The following is a 22,669-nucleotide window of genomic DNA, read 5'->3' on the forward strand; positions in this document are numbered from 1 at the left end:
CAATGGGCTGCCCGGCCGCGACACTGCATGTGTCGCTGGCTGCCGTGGCTCGAGTGTGACCCCCGAGCATTGCAGTAGACCTGCAAGGTCTCAGTGCAGTGGTAATGGGTCCATACAACTTATTGTTCTTCATGGCTTCGGGTGCAGCGCAAGGCATCCATGGGCAACCCCCTTTGCTTGCCCAAAAATCACAGGGTGGTTGCTATCAATCTAGACCCTGGCGCGTGTTTATGCCGAATGATCCGCGCAGTATCGCGCCGCAGTGGAACCGCTCGTCAGCTGGGATCCAATCATTGTGAGGGTCTGGTTAACTGAAGCTCAGAGCGAGTCAGCGCGATGCAGGGAGGCTGCAGCATGCAACGGCTTAACCTTGAGCTCGACGAGCAGCTATTCCAGATGCTTCAGAGCGCGGCGCAGGCCAACAACCTGAGCCTTGAACAGGAGTGCCTGCGACGGCTGGGGGGAGGGGAGCGGCACTCGCGGTACATCCAGGCCCTGGTGGCCGAACTGCGCGCCGATGAAAAACAGCGGCGCGACAGGGAGCGGGTTGCCTAAGGCCGTTACTTCTTGAGCTTCAGGCCGCAGCTGGCGGCGTTGAAGGCCTGTTCGCTGACCGGGCGGTTGGTCTTGTACTCGGTGAAGCGATAGGTCAGCACCGCGCCTTTTTCCATCAGCAGGCGATAACCGGTGTTCTTGCACACGCTGTCACCCAGTTGGCTGCGTACCCGGTTGGGGTCGGCCTGCATCTTTTGCGCATGGCTTGGCAGCACGCTCAGGTGGTTGATCAGTTGCTTGCCTTCGACGGTGTAGCCCTGGTCGAGGATGTCTTCGTTGATCGCCCGCGGCGTGCCGACGCTGCTTTGCGTGGCAACTTTTTGCAGCATCCGGCTCAGCTCGTACTCCTGCTTGGACGCGGCATTGGCCGCCAGGGGCAGGGCGAGCAACAGGCTCAGGGACGGGACGATGAAACGCAGCATGAATCTCTCCTGGTTCGGTAACTGGCAATTGGACCAACAACGGCGCACGGTGTTCCGTCACGGCGCAACGGCAAGGCCAGCGGGTAGCGACAGGTGGAAGATTATAAGGAGTCGCTGCTTTAGCTGCACGGCAAATCCAGTCTACCCGTAGGCAGGCTCTGATAAACTGCCCGGGATTTCCGTCTTGCCGAGTCCGTGCAGTGCCATCCCTTTATTGCCCACGTTGTGCCCAGTCATGAGCCATGCCGTATCGCGCCTGCGCGCCGAGCGCCTGGCGCGCAGTGTCAAACCCTTCGTTGCCCGTGGTTCGCGGGCGCCGCGCTGCCCGCAGTGCCGGGTGATCCCCAGTTATTGCCTGTGCGCCTGGCGCCCGCAAGTACCGGCTGATTCGGGCATCTGCCTGCTGATGCATGACACCGAGCCACTCAAGCCGACCAACACCGGCTGGCTGATCGCCGACCTGATCGCCGACACCTCCGCCTTTGGCTGGCAGCGTACGGTGGTCGACGAGACTTTGCTGGCCTTGCTCGAGCAGCCGCACTGGCAGCCGTACATTGTTTTCCCTGGCGAGTTCGTCGAGCCAGGGCGGGTGGTCAACGAGGTGCAGCGGGTACCGGGCAAGCGCCCGCTGTTCATCCTGCTGGACGCCACCTGGACCGAAGCGCGCAAGATGTTTCGCAAAAGCCCGTACTTGAACCGCTTCCCGGTCCTGAGCCTGCAGCCCGAGCAGATTTCGCGCTACCGCCTGCGTCGCTCCAAGCGCGACGATCACTTCTGCACCGCCGAAGTGGCCGCCATGTGCCTGGAGCTGGCCGGTGATCAACGTGCGGCCGAGGCGCTGGATGCCTACCTGGACGTGTTCACCACCCATTACCTGAGTGCCAAGCATCAACTGCCACTGGATGAGCAGGACACCGTGCACCAGCGTTTGCATACCTTCCTATAGTACAAGGGGCAGGCGCGGCACTTTGCGGCATAATGGGCAGATTGGTGGCCAGGGTGGGCGAGCAGGGCGGGTATTGAGCTTGACCACCCGGTCCTGGCTCGGCATCCTTGGCGCCGATTCGAGCACGACGATGGCTTGAAACGCTGTTTTTCCTGGCCTCGATGTGCCGTTTGGGCAGACGGCGTTGCCGTCGCCTCGAGTTGCCCGCCAGGCGCCTATTCTTCCTTTCCTGCGCCTGCACAGAACAGGATCATTAGATCGATGGCCACATACGAAATCCTGATTGCCGATGACCACCCGCTGTTTCGAAGCGCACTGCGCCAGGCCGTTACCCTGGGCCTGGGCCCGGATGTACGCCTGGTCGAGGTGGCAAGCATCGCCGAACTGGAAACCCGCCTGACCGAAAAAGCCGACTGGGACCTGGTGCTGCTGGACCTGAACATGCCGGGCGCCTACGGCTTCTCCGGGCTGGTGTTGCTGCGCGGGCAGTACCCGCAGATTCCGGTGGTGATGGTCTCGGCTCAGGAAGAAGCCGCGGTCGTGGTCAAGTCCCGCGAATTCGGCGCCAGTGGCTTCATTCCCAAATCAAGCCCGCTGGAAGTGATTCAGGACGCAGTGCAGAAGGTTCTCGATGGCGAGGTCTGGTGGCCGCCGCAGGCGTTCGAAAAAGTCGATGTGTCCGCTGAGGCCAAGGCCGCCAGTGAAGGGCTTGCCAGCCTGACGCCGCAACAGTTCCGGGTTTTGACCATGGTCTGCGAAGGGCTGCTGAACAAGCAGATTGCCTACGAACTGAGCGTGTCGGAAGCGACCATCAAGGCCCATGTGACGGCGATTTTCCGTAAGCTGGGCGTGCGGACCCGGACCCAGGCCGCTTTGTTGCTGCAACAACTGGAATCGGTTTCGGCCACTTAAGGCCATTGGCCTTCACGCTTTTTTGACTGTACCTACACTAGGCTGCAGCGTTTTCAGTGGATGAAGTGACCTTCTATGTCGTCGCCTTTCAAGGGCCAGACCGGCCTTAAACGTATTTTCAACGCCGCCGGCTATTCGTTCGATGGCTTGCGTGCTGCGTTCACCGGTGAGGCAGCGTTCCGTCAGCTGGTGCTGCTCAACGTTGTGTTGATTCCGGTGGCCTTCTGGCTGGATGTCAGCCGTGCCGAGCGGGCGATCCTGATCGCTGTGTGCTTGCTGGGGCTGATCGTCGAATTGCTCAATTCGGCGGTGGAGGCGGCGATCGACCGCATTTCCCTCGATCGCCACCCGTTGTCGAAGAACGCCAAGGACATGGGCAGTGCCGCCCAGTTCGTGGCCTTGAGCATGGTTGGCCTGACCTGGGCGGTGATCCTGCTTTAAGCGATGGTCGGCAGAACGATCTCGTCGCTGCGGCTGACGCCTGCGGTAAAGCTGCGGCACAGTTCGAGAAACTCGCGCATGGCGGAGGTCTGGTACTTCTGCTTGTGCCAGATGAAGAAGAACTGCCGGGCCAGGTCCAGTTCGGGGGTTTCCACCGGCACCAGGCTGCCGCGGCGAAATGCGTCGCGCAGGGCCAGGCGCGAGATGCAACCAATGCCCAGGCCCGACTCGACCGCGCGCTTGATCGCCTCGGTATGTTCCAGCTCCAGGCGTATGTTGAGGCTGGAGCGGTGGTGACGCATGGCCTGATCGAAGGTCAGGCGGGTGCCCGAGCCCTGTTCACGCAGGATCCAGGCCTCATGGGTGAGTTCTTCCATGCTCGCCTGGCCGCGTTTGGCCAAGGGGTGCTGCGGCGCGCAGAACACCACCAGCTCGTCCTCGACCCACGGCTGCACTTCCAGGTCCGGGTGGTTGCAGTCGCCTTCAATTAGACCCAGATCAATTTCGTAATGGGCAACCTGTTGCACGATATGCGCAGTGTTCTGTACATGCAGCTTCACCTGGCTCTCCGGGTGGATCTGCATGAAGCTGCCGATCAGCAGGGTGGCCAGGTAGTTGCCGATGGTCAGGGTCGCGCCCACCGCCAGCGAGCCGAAACCGGACTTGCCGTTGAGCAGGTCCTCGATTTCCTTGGCCTGGTCGAGCAGGGCCACCGCCTGGGGCAGCAGTTGATGGCCCAGGGCGTTGAGGCTCAGGCGTTTACCGGCGCGGTCGAACAGCTGGCAGCTGGACTGGCGCTCAAGTTCGGTGATCGATGTACTGGCGGCCGATTGCGATAACGCCAGTATTCCGGCGGCCCGCGAGACGCTTTGGTACTGGGCCACGGCAACGAACACCTGGAGCTGACGAAGGGTAAATCGCATATCTATATAACCGATAAGACATATCTTGATAATTCATTTAACAGATATTGTCGCTGGCACTAAACTATTGCGCAATCGCGCTCTCGCTTAGCGCCGCGTTTTTCTTCAGGAGCCCGTACATGAGCAACATGAACCACGAACGTGTCCTCAGTGTTCACCACTGGAACGACACCCTGTTCAGCTTCAAGTGCACCCGCGATCCGGGCCTGCGCTTCGAGAACGGTCAGTTCGTGATGATCGGCCTGCAACAGCCAAACGGCCGCCCGCTCATGCGCGCCTACTCGATCGCCAGCCCGAACTGGGAAGAGCATCTGGAGTTCTTCAGCATCAAGGTGCCGGACGGCCCGCTGACCTCCCAGTTGCAGCACCTGAAGGAAGGCGATGAAATCATCATCAGCAAGAAGCCTACCGGCACCCTGGTACTCGACGACCTGAACCCGGGCAAGCACCTGTACCTGCTCAGCACCGGCACTGGCCTGGCGCCGTTCATGAGCGTCATCCAGGACCCGGAAACCTACGAGCGCTTCGAAAAAGTCATCCTGGTCCACGGCGTGCGCTACGTCAACGAAGTCGCCTACCGCGAATTCATCACCGAGCACCTGCCGCAGAACGAGTTCTTCGGTGAAGCGCTGCGTGACAAGCTGATCTACTACCCGACCGTGACCCGCGAGCCATTCGAGAACCAGGGCCGCCTGACCGACCTGATGCGCAGCGGCAAGCTGTTCAGCGACATCGGCCTGCCGCCGATCAACCCGCAGGACGACCGCGCGATGATCTGCGGTAGCCCGAGCATGCTCGACGAAACCAGCGAAGTGCTCGACAGCTTCGGCCTGAAGATCTCGGCACGTATGCGTGAGCCGGGTGATTACCTGATCGAGCGTGCATTCGTCGAGAAGTAAGACATTGAATACAAAAAAAGCAGGCTTCGGCCTGCTTTTTTTGTGTCTGAAGTAGCGGCTCTGCATGCCGCGGACTTGTGGGAGCGGGCCTTGCCCCGCGATCGAGCGCGAAGCGGTCGCAATCCAGGCGATACCTGATGTGCTGGCTGTACTGGCCTCATCGCGGGTCAAGCCCGCTCCCACTGGCTCGCCAGCCAGGCCCAATGAAGCGCAGGACGTTACCTACAGGTCCAGCACCACTTCCAGCACCCGGATCTGATCCGGGTGCGGGTAGTGCCAGCGCACCTGCACATCCCAGAACCTGACCCCGTACACGCGCTCGGGCGGCGGCACCTGGTAGGCCGGGCGTGGGTCCTGGGCCAGGCATTGTTCGATCAGTTCCACCAGCGGCTCGGCCAGGCGCAGGGCGTGCTCGCGGGCCTGGGGCAGGGCAGTATCGCTCCAGCTCACGGCAATCGGCGCAGGTGGCGCGTCAGCCATCTGGTTGGTCGCGTCGGCCACGGCATCGGCGTAGGGCACATAAGGCTTGATATCCAATACCGGAGTGCCATCAAGCAGGTCGATGCCCGATAGCCACAAGCGGCCGGCTTCGACCTTCTCCAGCCTGACCACCGACTGACCGATGCCATTGGGCCGGTGGGTGGCACGGGTGGCAAACACCCCCATGGACTTGTTGCCCCCCAGCCGAGGCGGGCGCACCTTCAACCGCGGTTTGTCTTCCAGCGCCTGGTGGAACAGGAACAGCAGCCAGACATGGCTGACCTGCTCAAGGCCGGCAACGGCCTCGCCGTTGTCGTAGGGTGGCAGCAGCTCCAGCACGCCACGGGCGGCCGGCGCCAGTTGCGGCTGACGCGGAATGGCGAACTTTTCCTTGAAGCAGGAGCGCACGTGGCCGATGGGAGCAACGCTGTAGTTCATCGTCGGCTCAGCCACGAACCCGCAGGGTCAGGCCCTTGAGGAAGTTGCGCAGCAACTGGTCGCCGCACGGGCGGTAGTTGTTGTGCCCGACCTTGCGGAACAGGGCGCTGAGCTCTGGCTTGGACACCGGGAAGTCGGCGGCCTTGAGAATCGCGTGCAGGTCGTCCTCTTTAAGCTCGAAGGCCACGCGCAGCTTCTTCATGACGATGTTGTTGGTCACCGGCAGTTCGACCGGCAGCGGCGCACGGCTATCGTCCTTGCCGCGCTTGAAGATCACCAGGCCATCGAGGAAATGGGCGATGACTTCATCGGGGCAGCGCACAAAGCCTTCCTCTTCTTCCTTCTTGAGGTAGGTAGCGATATCGGCGGTGGATACTTCGAAGCCGCTTAGCTTGATGATATCGGTGAGCTTGGCGTCGTTGACGTCCAGCAGGTAGCGCAGGCTGCGCAGTACATCGTTGTGAATCATGGGGACAATCCTGTTCAGGGGCGCCGCCTGGGTGGCGGCGCCGTGTTGCTTAGAATTTTTCGCTGGCTGCCAGGTAGCGCCACTGGCCCAGCGGCAGCTTGCTCATGGCGACGCCACCGAGGCGGATGCGGCGCATGCTCACCGGGGTGACGCCGACGCTGCGGCAGAGCAGGTCGATGAGCCCGGCAGGCGGGTTTTTCAGGACCATGCGCAGGCGCGTCTCGTTCTGCCAGCTGGCCTTGATCTTCGGCAGCTCGTTGCCTTTCCAGGTGAAGCCGCGGTTCAGCCGCTCCAGGCCGTGGGCGATCATTTCGCCAGTGACTTCGACGATGTATTCCTGCTCGAGCTTGCTCAGGTCGGCATCGAGCTTGCGGGTCACGCGCCAGTCCTGGGTGAACACTTGCAGGCCGCTGGCGCCTTCTTGCAGCGGCGCGGCGCAGCTCAGGCGGGCGAAGTGGCCCTTGAGCGGGCGACGGCTGTAGCTGTGCTCCGGCGAGAGGCTGTCGGCGCTGATGCTGGCGCAGGCGGCATCGACGTCGAGCCCGGCGGGCTGGTTGAGCAGCAGGGTGACCGGCTCCAGGGCTTCGGCCTTGGCGCCCTGGCGCAGTTCGACCTTGTGATCGGTGACCTTGAATTGCGGCTCGTCGATCACGGTGCCGTTCACCGTGACCCAGCCGCCCTCGATGTACAGCTCGGCCTCGCGCCGGGAGCAACCGACCAGTTCGATAAGGCGTTTGGAAAGGCGAATGGGTTCAGACATGACGACAGCCGTAGACACAGGGAAAGGTGCCTATTGTAACTGCCTGGACGGGCTTGGGGCCGGTAACATTCGTCGATCCGGCCATTAATCTGCGCTTTCGCGGCATTTCAGAGGGGGATTACACAAGCCTTCAGTCGGTGCGGACAGACTGCGTACGAATTAGCCTCATGTGAAGTAGGGGGTAGGGCTGGCCCATGCCGTCCGTTTCTGAGCGGCCGACCACTTCAAAGCCCTGGCGCAGGTAGAAGCCCAGGGCCTGGGCATTCTGTTCGTTGACGTCCAGTTGCTCGGCGTGCAGCTCGTCGATGGCCACCCGCAGCAGCCTTGCGCCCAGGCCCTGGCCGCGCGCCTCGGGGTCGATGAAGAGCATCTCCACCCGTCCGCCAGCGACCCCGGCAAAGCCGCGGATGCGCTGGCTGGCGTCCTTGCAGCAAATCAGCATTACCGCGTCCAGGTACTGGCTCAGTAGCAGCTCACGCAGCAGGCAGATGTAGCTGTCGGGGAGAAAGTCGTGGGTGGCGCGCACGGACGTTTCCCACACCCGCGCCAGCTCTGGGTAGTCGCGCAGGCTGGGTGTCTGCACGGTCATGTGCCTGCGCATTACGATGGTCTCCTCGTGGCGATTGAGGAAACGATAGTTGCAAAAAAAAGCCCCGCCATCGCTGGCAGGGCATTTTTTTATTAGCGCCGGATCAGATCGGTTCGGCCCACATATCGTACTCGTCGGCGTCGGTCACCCGGCAGCGAACGGTGTCGCCCGGCTTGAAGCCGTGGTTGCCATCGATGAACACGTTGCCGTCGATTTCCGGAGCATCGAAGAAGCTGCGGCCGACCGAGCCTTCGTCTTCGACTTCATCGATCAGCACGTCGATTTCCTTGCCGATGCGCAGTTGCAGGCGGGCGGTGCTGATCGCCTGCTGGTGGGCCATGAAGCGATCCCAGCGCTCCTGCTTGATGTCGTCGGGCACTTCGTCCAGGCCCAGGTCGTTGGCCGGGGCGCCTTCGACCGGCGAATACTGGAAGCAGCCGACGCGATCGAGCTGGGCTTCGGTCAGCCAGTCGAGCAGGTACTGGAAGTCTTCTTCGGTTTCACCCGGGAAGCCGACGATGAAGGTCGAACGGATCACCAGTTGCGGGCACTGCTCGCGCCAGTTCTTGATGCGCGCCAGGGTGCGGTCTTCGAACGCCGGGCGTTTCATCGACTTGAGCACTTTCGGGCTGGCGTGCTGGAACGGGATGTCCAGGTACGGCAGGATCTTGCCGGCCGCCATCAGCGGGATCACGTCGTCGACGTTCGGGTACGGGTACACATAGTGCAGGCGCACCCAGGCGCCGAGGCTGCTCAGCGCTTCGCACAGCTCGAGCATGCGCGTCTTGACCGGGCGGCCGTTCCAGAAGTCGGTCTTGTACTTGACGTCGACGCCGTAGGCGCTGGTGTCCTGGGAGATCACCAGGATTTCCTTGACCCCGGCCTTGACCAGGCGCTCGGCCTCGCTCAGCACTTCGCCGACCGGACGGCTGACCAGCTTGCCGCGCATCGACGGGATGATGCAGAAGCTGCAACTGTGGTTGCAGCCCTCGGAAATCTTCAGGTAGGCGTAGTGGCGCGGGGTCAGCTTGACGCCCTGTGGCGGCACCAGGTCGATCAGCGGGTTATGGTCCTGGCGCGGCGGCACGACTTCGTGCACGGCATTGACCACCTGCTCGTACTGCTGCGGGCCGGTTACCGAGAGCACGCTGGGGTGCACGTCACGGATGCTGCCTTCCTCGACACCCATGCAGCCGGTGACAATGACCTTGCCGTTTTCCTTGATGGCTTCGCCAATCACTTCCAGGGACTCGGCCTTGGCGCTGTCGATGAAGCCGCAGGTGTTGACCACCACTACGTCGGCGTCCTCGTAGGTGGGCACGACTTCATAACCTTCCATGCGCAGCTGGGTCAGGATGCGCTCGGAATCGACCAGGGCCTTGGGGCAACCCAGGGAAACGAAGCCGACCTTGGGCGTGGTGGGCGTAGGAGTGGTGGACATGGCTAACCTCGGTATTGAAGGGCTTGCCTGGCCGGGCCGGCGGGCAAACCTGATGGGCGCTTTGGGCGCCTCTGATCAAAAAGTGCGCAATTCTAGCGAGCGCAAAGTCACTTGACCAGCAGAAATACGACGAACGCTCAGCTATGCTTCGCGGCAGTGTGCCTGTGTCTGGTGCAAGGGGCCTGGTGGCGGGAGTGATGGATGGTTCAGGCAAGTAGTCAGGCCGATTCCGGGCATTCGGTGGCAAAGCCGTTGAGCCTGCTGGTGGCAGCCGTCGGAGTGGTTTACGGCGATATTGGCACCAGCCCGTTGTATACCCTCAAGGAGGTGTTTTCGGGCGGTTACGGCGTACCGGTCAATCATGATGGGGTGCTGGGCATCCTCGGCCTGATTTTCTGGTCGCTGATCTGGGTGGTGACGATCAAGTACGTGGTGTTCATCCTGCGCGCCGACAACCAGGGTGAGGGCGGCATCATGGCTTTGACGGCGTTGGCCCGGCGCGCCTCGGCGCCGTACCCCAAGCTCAAGGCGCTGATGGTCGGCTGCGGCCTGATCGGCGCGGCGCTGTTCTACGGCGACAGCATGATCACCCCGGCGATTTCGGTATTGTCGGCGGTAGAGGGCCTGGAGCTGGCCTTCGACGGCATCGACCACTGGGTGATACCGGTGGCGTTGATCGTGCTGGTGGCGCTGTTCCTGATCCAGAAGCATGGCACGGCGCGCATTGGCATCCTCTTTGGTCCGGTGATGGTCACCTGGTTCGTGGTGCTCGGCGCTCTGGGCGTGCATGGCATCGCCCAGAGCCCGGAGGTGCTCAAGGCTTTCAACCCGGTGTGGGCGGTGCGCTTCTTTATTGTTCACCCGGGCATGGGCGTGGCGATTCTTGGCGCCGTGGTGCTGGCCCTGACCGGCGCTGAAGCACTGTATGCCGACATGGGCCACTTTGGCCGCAAACCCATTGCCCGCGCCTGGTTTGCCCTGGTGCTGCCGGCGCTGGTGCTCAACTATTTCGGCCAGGGCGCGCTGTTGCTGCAAAACCCGGAGGCAGCGCGCAACCCGTTCTATCTGCTGGCGCCGAACTGGGCGTTGATACCGTTGGTCGGTTTGTCCACCCTGGCCACGGTGATTGCCTCCCAGGCGGTGATTTCCGGGGCCTTCTCCCTGACCCGCCAGGCCATTCAGCTTGGCTATGTGCCGCGCATGCAAATCCAGCACACCTCCAGTGACGAACAGGGGCAGATCTATATAGGTGCGGTGAACTGGTCGCTGATGGTCGGGGTGATCCTGCTGGTGCTGGGCTTCGAGTCTTCCGGGGCGCTGGCCTCGGCCTATGGCGTGGCAGTGACTGGCACCATGTTGATGACCACGCTGCTGGTGTCGACGGTGATGTTGCTGCTGTGGAAGTGGCCGCCGCTGCTGGCGGTGCCGATTTTGCTGGGCTTTCTCTTTGTCGATGGCCTGTTCTTTGCCGCCAACGTGCCGAAAATCGTTCAGGGCGGGGCTTTTCCGGTGCTGGCGGGGATTGTCCTGTTTGTCTTGATGACCACCTGGAAGCGCGGCAAGCAGATTCTGGTCGAACGCCTGGACGAAGGCAGCCTGCCGTTGCCGCTGTTCATCAGCAGCATTCGCGTGCAGCCGCCGCATCGGGTCGAAGGCACGGCGGTGTTTCTCACCGCACGGGCGGATGCCGTGCCTCACGCGTTGTTGCATAACATGCTGCACAACCAGGTGCTGCACTCGCAGGTGGTGCTGTTGACCGTGGTCAGCGAGGACACCCCGCGGGTGCCGGCGCAGCAGCGCTTCGAGGTCGAGGCGTATGGCGAGGGTTTCTACCGGGTGCTGTTGCACTTTGGCTTCATGGATGAGCCGGATGTGCCGGCGGCATTGAAGCTCTGTCACCTGGAAGGGCTGGATTTCAGCCCGATGCGCACGACCTATTTCCTCAGCCGCGAAACGGTGATCCCGTCGCGGCTGGTGGGCATGTCGCGCTGGCGGGGGCTGCTGTTTGCCTTTTTGCTGAAGAATGCCAACGGCAACCTGAGGTTTTTCAACTTGCCGTTGAACCGGGTGATCGAACTCGGCACTCAGGTAGAGATATAGGGAGCTGCAAGCTACAAGCCTCAAGCTGCAAGCTAGAGCAGTGCGCGCTTGGCTCTAGCTTGCAGCTTGCAGCTTGCAGCTTGCAGCTTGAGGCTTGCAGCTGCGCGCCGGAGGCGCGCTTCAATCCTGCTCGGCGACGCTGGTCTTGCCCTGGCGGTTCTCGATATCGCCGATCAGGCGCTTGGCCAGCGCCGGGTAGTTCTCGTCGAAGTGATGCCCGCCAGGCAGCTTCAGGCGCTCGCCGACTGCAGTATGGTCGGTACAGCCGCTCTCGTCGGCCTCTTCCTCGCCATACACGCAGACCACTTTGGACGCTGGCAGCCTGGCCATTTCCGGCCCGGTCGGTGCCTCTTTGCCAGCATTGCCCAACCAGCCCTCGACTTCGATCTCGAAGCTGCCACTGCGGGCAAAGGCCAGCAGGATCACCGCATCGATGCGCTTCTGGTCTTCGGCCGGCAAGCGGTTGTAGATTGCCGGCAAGACGTCGGCGCCGAACGAGTAGCCGGTCAGTACGAAACGCTTGGTGCCCCATTTCTGCCGGTAATGCTGCATCAGCTCGGAGAGGTCGATGGCGCTTTGTTCCGGGGTCTTGTGCTGCCAGTAGTAGCGCAGGGTGTCGATGCCCACCACCGGATAGCCGAGCTTGGCCATCTCGCCGGCGACGTCGCGGTCCAGGTCGCGCCAACCGCCATCGCCCGAGAGAAACAGGGTGACGGTGTCGGTGGTTTGCCCGGCAGGTACTTCGACCACCGGGATGCTCATGGCGTTGCCGTCCTCACCCACCAGTGCCTGGGTCAGTTGCGCCTTGAGTACCTGCGGCAGGTGGATGTCGTAGTCGCTGATGCTGGTCTCGGCATTGGCCTGGTCGCGCACGAAGGCGGCGCTGGCGTCATCCGGGTTGTCGTTCCAGGCCACGCTCCAGTGGCCGTGGGCGGCGGACTTGGGCAGCGGCGTGGTGCAGCCGGGTTGTTCGAGGTTGAAGTCCACCGAGATGGCCAGGGCCTTGTCATCGCTCTGGCTGGCCAGCCAGCTCCAGGCCTGGGCTGCGCCCGAGCCGATACCGGCTACCAGGGTCGGCGCGCCCTTGAGTTGCTGCATGGCTTGCTGCAGCGCCTGTTGCTGCTTGCTGCAATTGGCTGGCGGCAGGATTACCTGGACCATCTGCGCCTCGCCGCTCTGGCTCAGGTCGAGCAGCTGCTTGTCGCTCAGGGCCTGGTCCTGGGGCACGGCGATGGCCACGCGGGCCTTGGCCCGGGTGCCGGGGTTGACCCGGACCAGGCTGCTGCCATCGGCCAGGCTCAGGTGCTCAAGGGAGGCTTCGGGGGCCGGCCGGGTCCACAGCCAGAAGCCAAGGGCGGCAGCCAGCAAGGCCAGCAGCAGGGGAACCAGCAGGTACAGCCAGTAGCGTCGAATCATCAGCGTTTCACCAATCCAGTCAGGCCGCCCGCGATCAGGGCGGCGGTGTCGGCCAGTGCCACCAGCGGATCGAGTCCGGCCGGCACGGCCATGTAGCGAGGTTCCCAGTCCGGTTGGAACTTGTCCTTGAAGCGGCGCAGGCCCTGGAAGTTATAGAGCTGCTCGCCGCGCTGGAACACCATCGAGCCCAGGCGCTGGGTCAGCGGTGCGCCGCGCCGTGGTTGCAGCCCGGAGAGTGGCACCATGCCCAGGCTGAAGCGCCCATAGCCGTGCTGCTTATAGTGTTGGATCAGGCCGATCATCATGAATTCCATGGTCAGCTTGGGCGCCTGCGGGTGGGCGCGCATCAGGTCGAGGCTGGCCAGCTCCAGGCTGCGGGTTTCCAGGAGGTTGGCAAAGGCCACCGGGCGCCCTTCGAAACGGATCAGGGCAATCCGGAAGTGCTGCAGGTACTCCGGGCTGAAACGGCCGAGGGAGAAGCCTTTCTCGCGCACGTTCTTGCCAGTGAGCCAGGCGTCGGAGATGGTCTTGAGTTCTTCCAGCGGAGCCTGCCCCGGCTCGTGCACTTCCAGGCTCAGGCCGTCGCGGCCGCCGCGGTTCCAGGTGTAGCGCAGGTCTTTCATCTCCTTGCCCTTGGCTTCTAGGTCAAAGCGCTTGAGGTCGACCCGGGCTTCTTCGCCCAGTTTGATTGCGGTCAGGCCGATGTCCATATAGAAGGGCAGGTTCTCGGCCCGAACCTGGTAGAACACCGGGCGGGCATGGTGTACATCGCACAGGTCGCGGAACTGCCAGATCATTTCGGCGCGCTCGTGGGCCGGGCCGATCGGGTCGTACAGCGCCACCAGGCTGCGGCCGCGACGTGCATACATAAGGAAGGCATCGTCGTTGGGGTGGAACAGCAAGGCTTTGTCGCCAGTCAGGGCCAGGCCGCCGTCGGGTTGGTCGGAGGCTTGCAGGATGGCGTTGGCGCGTTGCAGCTCGTCGGCGCTGGGCAGGTGAATAACCGGGCGCGCGGTGCGCAGCAGCCAGGTCAGGGCGACGATCACCAGCAGTACCGCGCTGCCCAGGGCCGAGCGCAAGCCGCGTGGGGCATCGGCGTCGAGGGTGAATTGCCACCACAGCTGATGGCTGTAGGGCACATCCTGATAGGCAAACAGCAGCAGCCACACCGAAGCGCCCAGTACACAGGCGCTGGCCGCCAGGTAAACCGGCGAGAACGGCAGTTCGAGCAAGCGGCTGGGGCGATAGAAGGAACGGCGGAACACCGCCAGCAGGCAGGCGGTGAAGGTCAGGATGCTGGCTTCTTCCCAGTCGAAACCTTTGAGCAGCGAGAGCAGGGCGCCGACCAGCAGCAGGACGGTGGTCAGGATCCAGGCGGCCGACAGGCGCCGGCGCAGGCCCTGGGCCAGCAGCAGGCAGAGGACGCCAATCAGGCTGGCGCCGAAGTGCGACGCGTCGATCAACCGGTGCGGTACGAGGAAGCCCAGATGCTCCAGACGCTCGTCTATTTCCGGGGTGGCGCCGGAAAACAGCAGCACCACGCCGGAGAGAAACACCAGCACCGCCAGCACCGGGGCTGCGAGCCCGGAAGCGGCCCTGATCGCTTGCTGGGCAAACAGCAGGCGCTTGGCTTCGCTGGCCAGCAGCAGGACGCAGGCCAGCAGCAGTGGCAGCACCACATAGATCAGGCGATAAAGCAGCAATGCGGCGGCCAGTGGCGCGGCGCCGAGCTTGTCGGCAAAGGCCGCCAGCAGGATCGCCTCGAACACCCCAACGCCACCGGGCACATGGCTGAGCACCCCGGCCGCCAGCGCCAGCAGGTAGACCAGCAAGAAGGCACCAAACGGCGGCGCCTCGGGCAGCAGCAGGTACAGCACGGTGGCGGCAGCGGCTACGTCCAGGGCAGTAATGAGCAGTTGCAGCAGGGTCAGGCGTGCGCCCGGCAAGCGCAGAGTACGCCGGCCTACTTGTACCAGCAGGTTGTCAGCCTGGGGTTGTTCGGGCAGGCGACGACGATAAAGGCCATAGACCAGTGCGCCGCTCAAGCCCAGTACCGCCAGGGCGATCGCTGCCAGCAACGCAGGCGCCAGGTGCAAGGCTGAAGCTGCAGCCGGCAAGTTGCTCAAGGTCGCCAAGGCGGCGAGCGGCGGCAACGCGCAGCCGAGGGAAAGGCTGGCAAACAGGGTCATGCGCGCCACTTCGGCGGCGCCGATGCCATGGCGCGCATACAGGCGATAGCGTACCGAGCCACCGGACAGCAGCGACAGGCCAATGGCATTGCCGATGGCAAAGGCGCTGAAGCCGCCCATTACCAGGGTGCGAGCCGGTAGCTGGACGCCGGCATAGCGGCTGGCCGACCACTCGTACCCCAGCAGGATGACGAAGCCGGCCACCGTCGCCAGCAGTGCGCCGGCCAATGCTGGCGGCGGCACGCTGAGCAGCGAATCATGCAGGGCATAGATGTCCAGCTCGCTGAGCAGGTGACGGCAGGCGATCAGGGCGACAGCGAACAGCAGCAAGGTCACGCCCAGGCCGATGGGCTGGCGGTACTTGCTCAGGCGTTCGAGCCAGCGCAGGCGTTGCTCGGCATTGGGTAATGCGGCGGTCACAGGGGCTTGTGTTTCAGGCGTCTGGGTGCGCATCAGCCACCTCGTGGCTTGCGCAGGGGAAGCAGGGTGTATCCGGTCAAAGTACCAATCCCTTTGGAAGCGTAATGTCCGATATGATCGGGCCGCTGAGCACCTTGAGGATAGTTAAAGAAGTTTCATATTGCCTGAGCGGCGAAGGGCGTTCAGGGGGCGGGCTGATTAGCTGGAAGGCAGACGCAAAAAAGGCCACTTTTTTCAAAGTGGCCTTTTCTGTTGTTTGGTTGCGGGAGCCGGATTTGAACCGACGACCTTCGGGTTATGAGCCCGACGAGCTACCAGACTGCTCCATCCCGCGTCTGTGGGGCGGATTCTACAGCGTTGAGCTTGGCTGTCAACGCTTAATTGTTGATTTACAATAAAAAATTACCTGGGGCTTTATTCCGGGCAAAGAAAAAGGCCACTCGTGAGAGTGGCCTTTCCTGAATCTGGTTGCGGGAGCCGGATTTGAACCGACGACCTTCGGGTTATGAGCCCGACGAGCTACCAGGCTGCTCCATCCCGCGCCTGTGAGATGAGATTCTACAGTTTTGCCCGGGGCTGTCAATAGCCTGTTTGCAGAAATCCTTTCTCCTTCAATCGCTTAGCGCCGCTGAAAAGGGCTGCAAGGCAGCAAGGGCGGGCCTTGCAGAGGTTCCGGGGGGGAATGAATTAGTTGTGATGCATGGGCCGCTAGCGGGTGAGATACTGCTTACATCACTTTAAACCTGTTCTTACGCTCCCTATGTCTCAACGCAAGATCATCCATATCGACTGCGATTGCTTCTACGCCGCCATCGAAATGCGCGACGACCCGCGTCTGGTCGGGCGGCCGCTGGCGGTGGGCGGTTCGGCGGAGCGGCGCGGGGTGATCGCCACCTGCAACTATGAGGCGCGGGCGTTCGGCGTGCGTTCGGCGATGTCCTCGCACCATGCCCTCAAGCTGTGCCCGGACCTGCTGATCGTCAAGCCGCGCATGGATGCCTATAAAGAAGCCTCGCGGGAAATTCACGGCATCTTTCGCGAATACACTGACCTGATCGAGCCCTTGTCGCTGGACGAGGCTTACCTGGATGTGTCGGACAGTTCCTGGTTTGCGGGCAGCGCTACACGGATTGCCGCCGATATTCGCCGCCGGGTTGCCCAACAGTTGCATATCACTGTGTCGGCTGGCGTGGCGCCGAACAAATTCCTGGCCAAGATCGCCAGCGACTGGCGCAAGCCCAATGGCCTGTTTGTGGTCACTCCGAATGAAGTCGAAGACTTCGTGGCTGCCTTGCCGGTGAGCAAGCTGCATGGCGTAGGCAAGGTCACCGCCGACAAGATGGGCCGCCTGGGCATCATCACCTGCCTGGAGTTGCGCGACTGGAGTCGCCTGGCCCTGGCCCGTGAATTCGGCAGTTTTGGTGAGCGGTTGTGGGGGCTGGCGCGGGGTATCGATGACCGTCCGGTGCAAAATGACAGCCGGCGTCAGTCGGTCAGTGTCGAAAACACCTACGACACCGATCTGCCTGACCTCGCCAGTTGCCTGGAAAAACTCCCGGAGCTGATGGAAACCCTGGCCGGGCGCATGGCCCGCATCGACGACAGTTATCGCCCGGGCAAGCCGTTCGTCAAAGTGAAGTTCCATGATTTCAGCCAGACCACCCTTGAGCAGTCAGGGGCGGGGCGTGACCTGGGCAGCTATCAACACTTGCTCAGCCAGGCCTTTGCCCGTGGCGGCAAGCCGGTGAGGCTGTTGGGGATTGGTGTGCGCTTGCAGGATTTGCGCGGTGCGCATGAACAGCTGGAGCTGTTCTCTCGGGAGTGAGGAGGGCAGCGCCAGCAGGCTGGCGCTCTCCGGGTACAGCGAAGGTCAGTGCGCGCCAGGGTCGGCAACCAGGCGGCCGGCGTCCTTGGTCAGTGACTTGAGGAATTCCTGTTGCAGCTCCGGATCGTTGCGGGTCAGCTCGATCAGGCTTTGCTCCAGTTCACTGGCTTCTTCTTCCAGGCCCAGCTCCGACAGGCGCTTGACCCGATGTACCCACTGGCTGACTTCGTCGTCTTCCAGATCATCGAAAATTAGTTCGTGGGCTTCCACCAGTTTGCCGCGCAGGCCGGCGCTGATCAGCAGGCTGGCATCGCCACGCACGTTGTTGTCTTCATCGACCACCTGCAGGTGCAGGGTGCCGATGTGGGTCAGGTTCTGTTCGCTGAACGGGCTGTCGAGCAGGTTCAGGTGCAGCACGCCATTGCGGTCGGTGGTCAGCTCATGGTCGATCTTGCCGGCCTTGACCGACACCGGCCGCTCGCTCCAGGGTACGCTGGTGTATTCCTGGCGCTTGTCCTTTTGCACTTCGGTGATGCCCGCCAGGTTCTGCTGGGCACGACCGTTGGACTGGGCGTTCATGAACGGGTTGAGGCCGTCGAAGCCATAGCTCAACCAGTCATGGGTCACGCTGTCGGGCAGGTTGCCCAGGGCAAAGACATTGACCACGTTGGCGCCGACACCGGCCACCACCGCCACCGCGCCCAGCGGAATCTCATAGACTTCGCGCCAGGGTTGGTAAGGCGTGTAGCGATCGTAGCGACGGGTAACCTCGAACTCGGTGACTTCGAAGTTCTTCTGTTCGTGGATGCGCACACGCCGTTGCGGCAGCTCGAGTACCTTGGGGTCCCCAACATCGATCTGCAGGCTGTGTTCGAGCAGCTTGCGCTCGATGCGCTCCTCGTGCTCGCTGCGCTGGGACATCTGGTTGGCGCAACCGCTGAGGAGCAGGGCGCCGCACAGTGCGGCGCCCCCCAGGTTGATGGTACTTCGCTTGAACATGATTACTCTTGCGTTGGCTTAGCGACGAATGCGGGCTTGCAGGAACGACAGCACCTCGGCCACTGGCAGCGGCTGTGCGTCACGCTCGGTGCGGTGCTTGTATTCCAGGTTGCCGTCGGCCAGGCCGCGGTCGCTGATGACAATGCGGTGCGGGATGCCGATCAGTTCCATGTCGGCGAACTTGATCCCCGGGCTGGTCTTCTTGTCGCGGTCGTCCAGCAGCACTTCGAAACCGGCAGCGGTCAGCTCGGCATACAGCTTGTCGGTGGCTTCGCGAACCTGTTCGGTCTCGTAGCGCAGCGGCACCAGGGCGATCTGGAAGGGTGCCAGGGTATCGCTCCAGATGATGCCGTTTTCGTCGTAGTTCTGCTCGATGGCCGCAGCCACCACACGCGATACGCCGATACCGTAGCAACCCATGCTCAGGGTTACCGGCTTGCCGTTCTCGCCCAGTACCTGGCACTTGAGTGCCTCGCTGTACTTGGTGCCGAGCTGGAAGATGTGCCCGACTTCGATGCCGCGCTTGATCACCAGGGTGCCCTTGCCATCCGGGCTTGGGTCGCCCTCGACGACGTTGCGCAGGTCGGCCACTTGCGGAACTGGCAGGTCGCGCTCCCAGTTGACGCCGAAGTAGTGTTTGTCGTCGATGTTGGCACCGATGCCGAAGTCGCTCATCAGCGCAACCGAGCGGTCGATGATGCATGGCAGCGGCAGGTTCAGCGGGCCGAGGGAACCGGCGCCGGCGCCAATGGCGTCACGCAGCGCTTCGTCGCTGGCCATGACCAGCGGGCTGGCAACTTCTGCCAGGTTGGCAGCTTTGATTTCATTGAGCTCGTGGTCGCCACGGACGATCAGGGCAATCAGCTTGCCTTCTTCAGCGGCGTGGACGATCAGGGTCTTGACGGTCTTTTCGATCGCCAGGCCATAGTTGTCCACCAGCTGGGTGATGGTCTTGGCGTCCGGGGTGTCGACCAGGCGCAGCTCTTCGGTCGGCGCCGGGCGCACGGTTTCCCGTGGGATGGCTTCGGCCTTCTCGATGTTGGCGGCGTAGTCGGAGCTGTCGCTGAAGATCACATCGTCTTCACCGGACTCGGCCAGCACGTGGAATTCGTGGGAGTAGCTGCCACCGATCGAGCCGGTGTCAGCCTGCACTGGGCGGAAATCCAGGCCCAGGCGGGTAAAGATGTTGCTGTACGCCAGGTGCATGCGATCGTAGGTTTGCTGCAGGGAAGCCGGATCGGCATGGAAGGAGTAGGCGTCCTTCATGATGAACTCGCGACCACGCATCAGGCCGAAGCGCGGACGGATCTCGTCACGGAACTTGGTCTGGATCTGGTACATGTTCAGCGGCAGCTGTTTATAGCTGTTGAGCTCGTTGCGGGCGAGGTCGGTGATGACCTCTTCGTGGGTCGGGCCCACGCAGAACTCGCGACCGTGACGGTCTTTGAGGCGCAGTAGCTCCGGGCCGTACTGTTCCCAGCGGCCGGATTCCTGCCACAGCTCGGCAGGCTGGATGGCCGGCATCAGCACTTCAAGGGCGCCAGCGGCGTTCATTTCCTCGCGGACCACGGCTTCGACCTTGCGCATTACCCGCAGGCCCATCGGCAGCCAGGTATAAAGGCCGGATGCGAGCTTGCGGATCATGCCGGCACGCAGCATCAGCTGGTGGCTGATGACGACCGCGTCGGAAGGGGTTTCTTTTTGAGTAGCGAGCAAATATTGACTGGTGCGCATGGTAGGCCGTTGTCGGTTGCTTAAGACTTTAAATGACCCCGCATTGTACGGGGGCGATTCGGTGGCGTACAGGATGCCGGAGCACGAAGGCGTTGTCAGCCCGAATTCAGACAAGAAAAAGCCCGGCAGTGCCGGGCTCTTTCGTACTGGGGATACTGAAAGCCCGGGGCTTACAGGATGCTCAGCGGGTACTCGACGATCAGGCGCAGTTCGTCGATCGATGGCGAACCGTAGTAAACGCCGTCACCCGAACGGTAGGTGGCTTGACGTACACGCAGGCTCAGGTCTTTGGCCGGACCTTCCTGCAGAACGTACTTGGCCTCGATGTCGCGTTCCCATTCCTTGCCGTTGTCGGTGCCAGTGACGTTGGCGCCGGTACCCTTGACATAACGGGTCATGAAGCTCAGGCCTGGAACGCCGTATTCGGCGAAGTTCAGGTCGTAACGTGCCTGGTAGGATTTCTCGTCTTCGGCGTTGAAGTCGGAACGAGCGATGGAGTTGGCCAGGAAAATGGTGCCGCCGCCGTCGATGCCGTAGGCATAGTCGCCGTCACCGGTAACCTTCTGGTAGGCCAGGGTGAAGGTGTGCGCGCCAATGTTGTAGGCGCCCGACAGGCTGAACGCACGGTTATCAAGTTTGTCACCATCGAAGGCGGTAACGTTGGCCTTGCCGTCGCTCTTGGTGTCATAGATGTTGAAGTCGAACACCAGGCCTTGGTTGTCGTTGATCGGCAGTGCCCAGTTGACGTTGGCGTAGTATTTACGCCAGTAGTCTTCGACCTTGGAGTAGTAGAGGCTGGTGCTCAGGGTGTCGGTGAAGGCATAGGTGCCGCCGAACACGTCAGCCTGGGTCAGGCCAGGGTTCTTGATCCCGGTAGTGCGGTTCTTGCCACCGATGCTGTCGTGGTAGGACTGCGATTGAGCATTCAGGGCGGTGAAGTGACCGGCATTCAGCTCAAGGCCTTTGATTTCCTTGCTGGTCACCAGGAAACCTTCGACGGTTTCAGGCAGCAGGCGGCTGTCGTCGGTTGCCAGAACCGGCAGGGCGGTGAACTGGGTGCCGTACTTCAGCACGGTGTCGGAGATGCGGAACTTGACCGCCGCGCCACCTTCGGAGAACGAGTCCTGCGAACGGCCATCTGCGCCCAGCGGGAACTGGCCGGTGCCGGCGCGACCTTTGCCGCTGTCCAGTTTCAGGCCGAGCATGCCGATGGCGTCGACACCGAAACCTACGGTGCCTTGGGTAAAGCCCGACTGGTAGGTGCCGAGGAAGCCCAGGCCGGTTTCTTCAACGCGGCTTTGGTCGCCGTTAGGCACGTTACGGAAGTCACGGCTAAAGTACAGCATGCGGGTTTTGACATTGAGTTTGCTGTCTTCAACAAAACCCTTGGACTCATCCTGAGAAGAGGCCACTGCCAATTGCGAGGTGCCGGCTGCAACAGCCAGGGCGATTATGCTCCACTTCATCACGCGCATCGTGATTTGCTCCTTTGGTTTTTAGGAAGAGTACTGCCGTCGCTGTTTGGTTTTTTTATACAGCGCGGCTCTTTCTTTTTGTGTCGGCGGAAATGTATATCACGCTGACCGGCGTTGGCGATATGCCTGTCGAGAACCTTTCGGTAACTTTACGGTCATGTCGCTAACAGTTATGTCCTTGTCGCAAACCACGCCCCGGGTTTCGCGGGCCGTACAACTCCAGCGCTGTTTCAAGCGGATTAAGGATAGGTAAAAACAATCTAGCCCCTGCCCCCCGAAACTCCCTGGTTAACCCATGCAGCTGTTGTTATTTGTCGCCGCTCGCTGCATCAGTGCAGAGGGCGTGCCGACCGTGGCGGATGACAATGCAACAAGCGTGCACAAAATCGAACGGCTTCACGAAATTTTCACGCTTTCGCCCTCCGAAGGCCCTCAGGTGCCGGTAAACCGGGGGTCAAAGAACCTTTGGTTCGCGGCTGTCGATCGCAATGGAATAAGGGAAAAAGTTGCCCGTAAAGTCAAAGCGTTACCGTTGAAGGCTAAAGCTGAGTAGTTTGTGGATGTTCACTGGGCGAAACGCCGACGGACGGCTTCATTTTGGTGCGAAAAGTAGCGTTTCCTTGCCCGGGCAGCGTAACACCGACGTACGCATAGGCCTTTTGGGTGAGGGGAGGGGGCTAAATCGGTGCATTGCTTCATTAATAAGGCAGCAGGCAATGCCCCGACGAGCGATCAGGAGTATCCTGCTGGCAGTGGCTCACGGAGGGTTGTGTGAGCAAGGTATTAAGCTGTTGTAGGAGATTTCGTAGTGTTTGTTCTGGATCAACGTCTTCAACAAGACACCTTTTGCCTGGGGGACTTTCCTCTTTGTCGTCTGTTGCTGAGTAGGGATGGCAACTATCCCTGGTTTATCCTGGTGCCGCGTCGGGCCGAAATCAGCGAATTGTTTCAACTTGATGACAGCGATCAGCAGCAACTCTGGAAAGAAACTAACGCCCTGGCCCAGATCCTCAAGGACGTCTTTGCCGCCGACAAAATGAACGTGGCAACCCTCGGCAATGTAGTTAGCCAGCTACATATGCATGTGATTGTTCGTCATCGTTCTGATCCGGCCTGGCCGGCACCTGTGTGGGGCAATAAACCTGCAATTGAATATGCGCCACAACAGGTGGCTGAGATCCGTTTGCGCCTGGCCGAGGTATTGGTTGACGATTTTCAGTTCGCGGAGGCTTGAAT

At 61.9% G+C, this 22,669-nt stretch carries 21 protein-coding genes and 2 tRNA genes; 9 read left to right on the top strand and 14 right to left on the bottom strand.

Annotated elements, in window-relative coordinates:
- The first annotated feature begins 354 nt into the window (after positions 1-354).
- Positions 355-555 (top strand): hypothetical protein, encoded by a 201-nt coding sequence (locus ACIOVF_RS04220; RefSeq protein ID WP_045193565.1) that lies wholly within the window; start codon positions 355-357, stop codon positions 553-555.
- A gap of 5 nt (positions 556-560) precedes the next feature.
- Here ACIOVF_RS04220 and ACIOVF_RS04225 read toward each other — a convergent pair whose 3' ends face one another.
- Positions 561-977, bottom strand: a complete 417-nt coding sequence (locus ACIOVF_RS04225) for a quorum-sensing-regulated virulence factor family protein (RefSeq protein WP_045193564.1) — start codon at positions 975-977, stop codon at positions 561-563.
- Between the two features lie 235 nt (positions 978-1,212).
- Here ACIOVF_RS04225 and ACIOVF_RS04230 point away from each other — a divergent pair, with 235 nt between their 5' ends.
- From ACIOVF_RS04230 to ACIOVF_RS04240, 3 genes are all read left to right on the top strand, one after another.
- Positions 1,213-1,923 carry a tRNA-uridine aminocarboxypropyltransferase gene (locus ACIOVF_RS04230; protein ID WP_195885849.1) on the top strand — a complete coding sequence of 237 codons (711 nt, stop codon included), beginning with the start codon at positions 1,213-1,215 and terminating at the stop codon, positions 1,921-1,923.
- Between the two features lie 261 nt (positions 1,924-2,184).
- Positions 2,185-2,835: a response regulator transcription factor ErdR gene (gene erdR, locus ACIOVF_RS04235; protein ID WP_093386534.1), complete on the top strand. Its 651-nt coding sequence runs from the start codon at positions 2,185-2,187 to the stop codon at positions 2,833-2,835.
- A 75-nt stretch (positions 2,836-2,910) separates the two neighbouring features.
- The gene (locus ACIOVF_RS04240; RefSeq protein ID WP_038996675.1) at positions 2,911-3,276 is read left to right on the top strand and encodes a diacylglycerol kinase; all 366 of its coding nucleotides are present in this window, start codon (positions 2,911-2,913) and stop codon (positions 3,274-3,276) included.
- Here ACIOVF_RS04240 and ACIOVF_RS04245 read toward each other — a convergent pair.
- A complete protein-coding gene (locus ACIOVF_RS04245; protein WP_045193561.1) occupies positions 3,273-4,199 on the bottom strand; it encodes a LysR family transcriptional regulator in 927 nt (308 codons plus the stop codon). The genes ACIOVF_RS04240 and ACIOVF_RS04245 overlap by 4 nt on opposite strands.
- 119 nt (positions 4,200-4,318) lie before the next feature.
- Between ACIOVF_RS04245 and fpr the strand changes: the two genes are divergently transcribed.
- On the top strand, positions 4,319-5,098 hold the full coding sequence (gene fpr / locus ACIOVF_RS04250; RefSeq protein ID WP_003222277.1) for a ferredoxin-NADP reductase: 780 nt from the start codon (positions 4,319-4,321) through the stop codon (positions 5,096-5,098).
- A 222-nt stretch (positions 5,099-5,320) separates the two neighbouring features.
- On the opposite strand, the gene tsaA is transcribed toward fpr, so the two are convergent.
- The 5 genes from tsaA to rimO form a co-directional block, all read right to left on the bottom strand.
- Positions 5,321-6,016, bottom strand: a complete 696-nt coding sequence (gene tsaA, locus ACIOVF_RS04255; protein ID WP_401287779.1) for a tRNA (N6-threonylcarbamoyladenosine(37)-N6)-methyltransferase TrmO — start codon at positions 6,014-6,016, stop codon at positions 5,321-5,323.
- Positions 6,017-6,023: 7 nt separating this feature from the next.
- Positions 6,024-6,485 (bottom strand): DUF1456 family protein, encoded by a 462-nt coding sequence (locus ACIOVF_RS04260; protein WP_045193558.1) that lies wholly within the window; start codon positions 6,483-6,485, stop codon positions 6,024-6,026.
- Positions 6,486-6,534: 49 nt separating this feature from the next.
- A complete protein-coding gene (locus ACIOVF_RS04265; RefSeq protein ID WP_258716481.1) occupies positions 6,535-7,245 on the bottom strand; it encodes an rRNA pseudouridine synthase in 711 nt (236 codons plus the stop codon).
- A gap of 130 nt (positions 7,246-7,375) precedes the next feature.
- Positions 7,376-7,846: a GNAT family N-acetyltransferase gene (locus ACIOVF_RS04270; RefSeq protein ID WP_093386521.1), complete on the bottom strand. Its 471-nt coding sequence runs from the start codon at positions 7,844-7,846 to the stop codon at positions 7,376-7,378.
- A 91-nt stretch (positions 7,847-7,937) separates the two neighbouring features.
- Positions 7,938-9,275 carry a 30S ribosomal protein S12 methylthiotransferase RimO gene (rimO, locus tag ACIOVF_RS04275; RefSeq protein WP_045193555.1) on the bottom strand — a complete coding sequence of 446 codons (1,338 nt, stop codon included), beginning with the start codon at positions 9,273-9,275 and terminating at the stop codon, positions 7,938-7,940.
- 201 nt (positions 9,276-9,476) lie between these two features.
- Here rimO and ACIOVF_RS04280 point away from each other — a divergent pair, with 201 nt between their 5' ends.
- On the top strand, positions 9,477-11,375 hold the full coding sequence (locus ACIOVF_RS04280) for a potassium transporter Kup (RefSeq protein ID WP_045193554.1): 1,899 nt from the start codon (positions 9,477-9,479) through the stop codon (positions 11,373-11,375).
- A gap of 120 nt (positions 11,376-11,495) precedes the next feature.
- Here the strand turns inward: ACIOVF_RS04280 and ACIOVF_RS04285 are convergent, their stop codons facing one another.
- The 4 genes from ACIOVF_RS04285 to ACIOVF_RS04300 form a co-directional block, all read right to left on the bottom strand.
- Positions 11,496-12,791, bottom strand: coding sequence for a virulence factor family protein (locus ACIOVF_RS04285; RefSeq protein WP_401287785.1), 1,296 nt, complete (start codon positions 12,789-12,791; stop codon positions 11,496-11,498).
- The gene (mprF, locus tag ACIOVF_RS04290) at positions 12,791-15,433 is read right to left on the bottom strand and encodes a bifunctional lysylphosphatidylglycerol flippase/synthetase MprF (protein WP_195885856.1); all 2,643 of its coding nucleotides are present in this window, start codon (positions 15,431-15,433) and stop codon (positions 12,791-12,793) included. The genes ACIOVF_RS04285 and mprF overlap by 1 nt, the downstream gene beginning before the upstream one ends.
- Before the next feature lie 224 nt (positions 15,434-15,657).
- Positions 15,658-15,734 (bottom strand) — tRNA-Met (locus ACIOVF_RS04295).
- Between the two features lie 131 nt (positions 15,735-15,865).
- Positions 15,866-15,942, bottom strand: a tRNA-Met gene (locus ACIOVF_RS04300).
- Positions 15,943-16,160: 218 nt separating this feature from the next.
- Here ACIOVF_RS04300 and dinB point away from each other — a divergent pair.
- Positions 16,161-17,225 (top strand): DNA polymerase IV, encoded by a 1,065-nt coding sequence (dinB, locus tag ACIOVF_RS04305; RefSeq protein WP_093386508.1) that lies wholly within the window; start codon positions 16,161-16,163, stop codon positions 17,223-17,225.
- 45 nt (positions 17,226-17,270) lie between these two features.
- Here the strand turns inward: dinB and ACIOVF_RS04310 are convergent, their stop codons facing one another.
- The 3 genes from ACIOVF_RS04310 to ACIOVF_RS04320 all read right to left on the bottom strand — a co-directional run bounded on the left by ACIOVF_RS04310 (position 17,271) and on the right by ACIOVF_RS04320 (position 21,433).
- A complete protein-coding gene (locus tag ACIOVF_RS04310; RefSeq protein ID WP_045193550.1) occupies positions 17,271-18,224 on the bottom strand; it encodes a lipoprotein in 954 nt (317 codons plus the stop codon).
- Positions 18,225-18,242: 18 nt separating this feature from the next.
- A complete protein-coding gene (locus ACIOVF_RS04315) occupies positions 18,243-19,958 on the bottom strand; it encodes a proline--tRNA ligase (protein WP_401287791.1) in 1,716 nt (571 codons plus the stop codon).
- 170 nt (positions 19,959-20,128) lie between these two features.
- Positions 20,129-21,433 (bottom strand): OprD family porin, encoded by a 1,305-nt coding sequence (locus ACIOVF_RS04320; protein WP_045193547.1) that lies wholly within the window; start codon positions 21,431-21,433, stop codon positions 20,129-20,131.
- A gap of 295 nt (positions 21,434-21,728) precedes the next feature.
- On the opposite strand from ACIOVF_RS04320, the gene ACIOVF_RS04325 reads away from it, so the two are divergent.
- On the top strand, positions 21,729-21,986 hold the full coding sequence (locus ACIOVF_RS04325; RefSeq protein WP_213602202.1) for a hypothetical protein: 258 nt from the start codon (positions 21,729-21,731) through the stop codon (positions 21,984-21,986).
- Positions 21,987-22,241: 255 nt separating this feature from the next.
- Positions 22,242-22,667 (top strand): HIT domain-containing protein, encoded by a 426-nt coding sequence (locus ACIOVF_RS04330; RefSeq protein WP_045193546.1) that lies wholly within the window; start codon positions 22,242-22,244, stop codon positions 22,665-22,667.
- The last annotated feature ends 2 nt before the right edge of the window (positions 22,668-22,669 follow it).

Origin of the sequence: Pseudomonas sp. NPDC087612 (assembly GCF_044743505.1) — a bacterium.
GTDB lineage: Bacteria > Pseudomonadota > Gammaproteobacteria > Pseudomonadales > Pseudomonadaceae > Aquipseudomonas.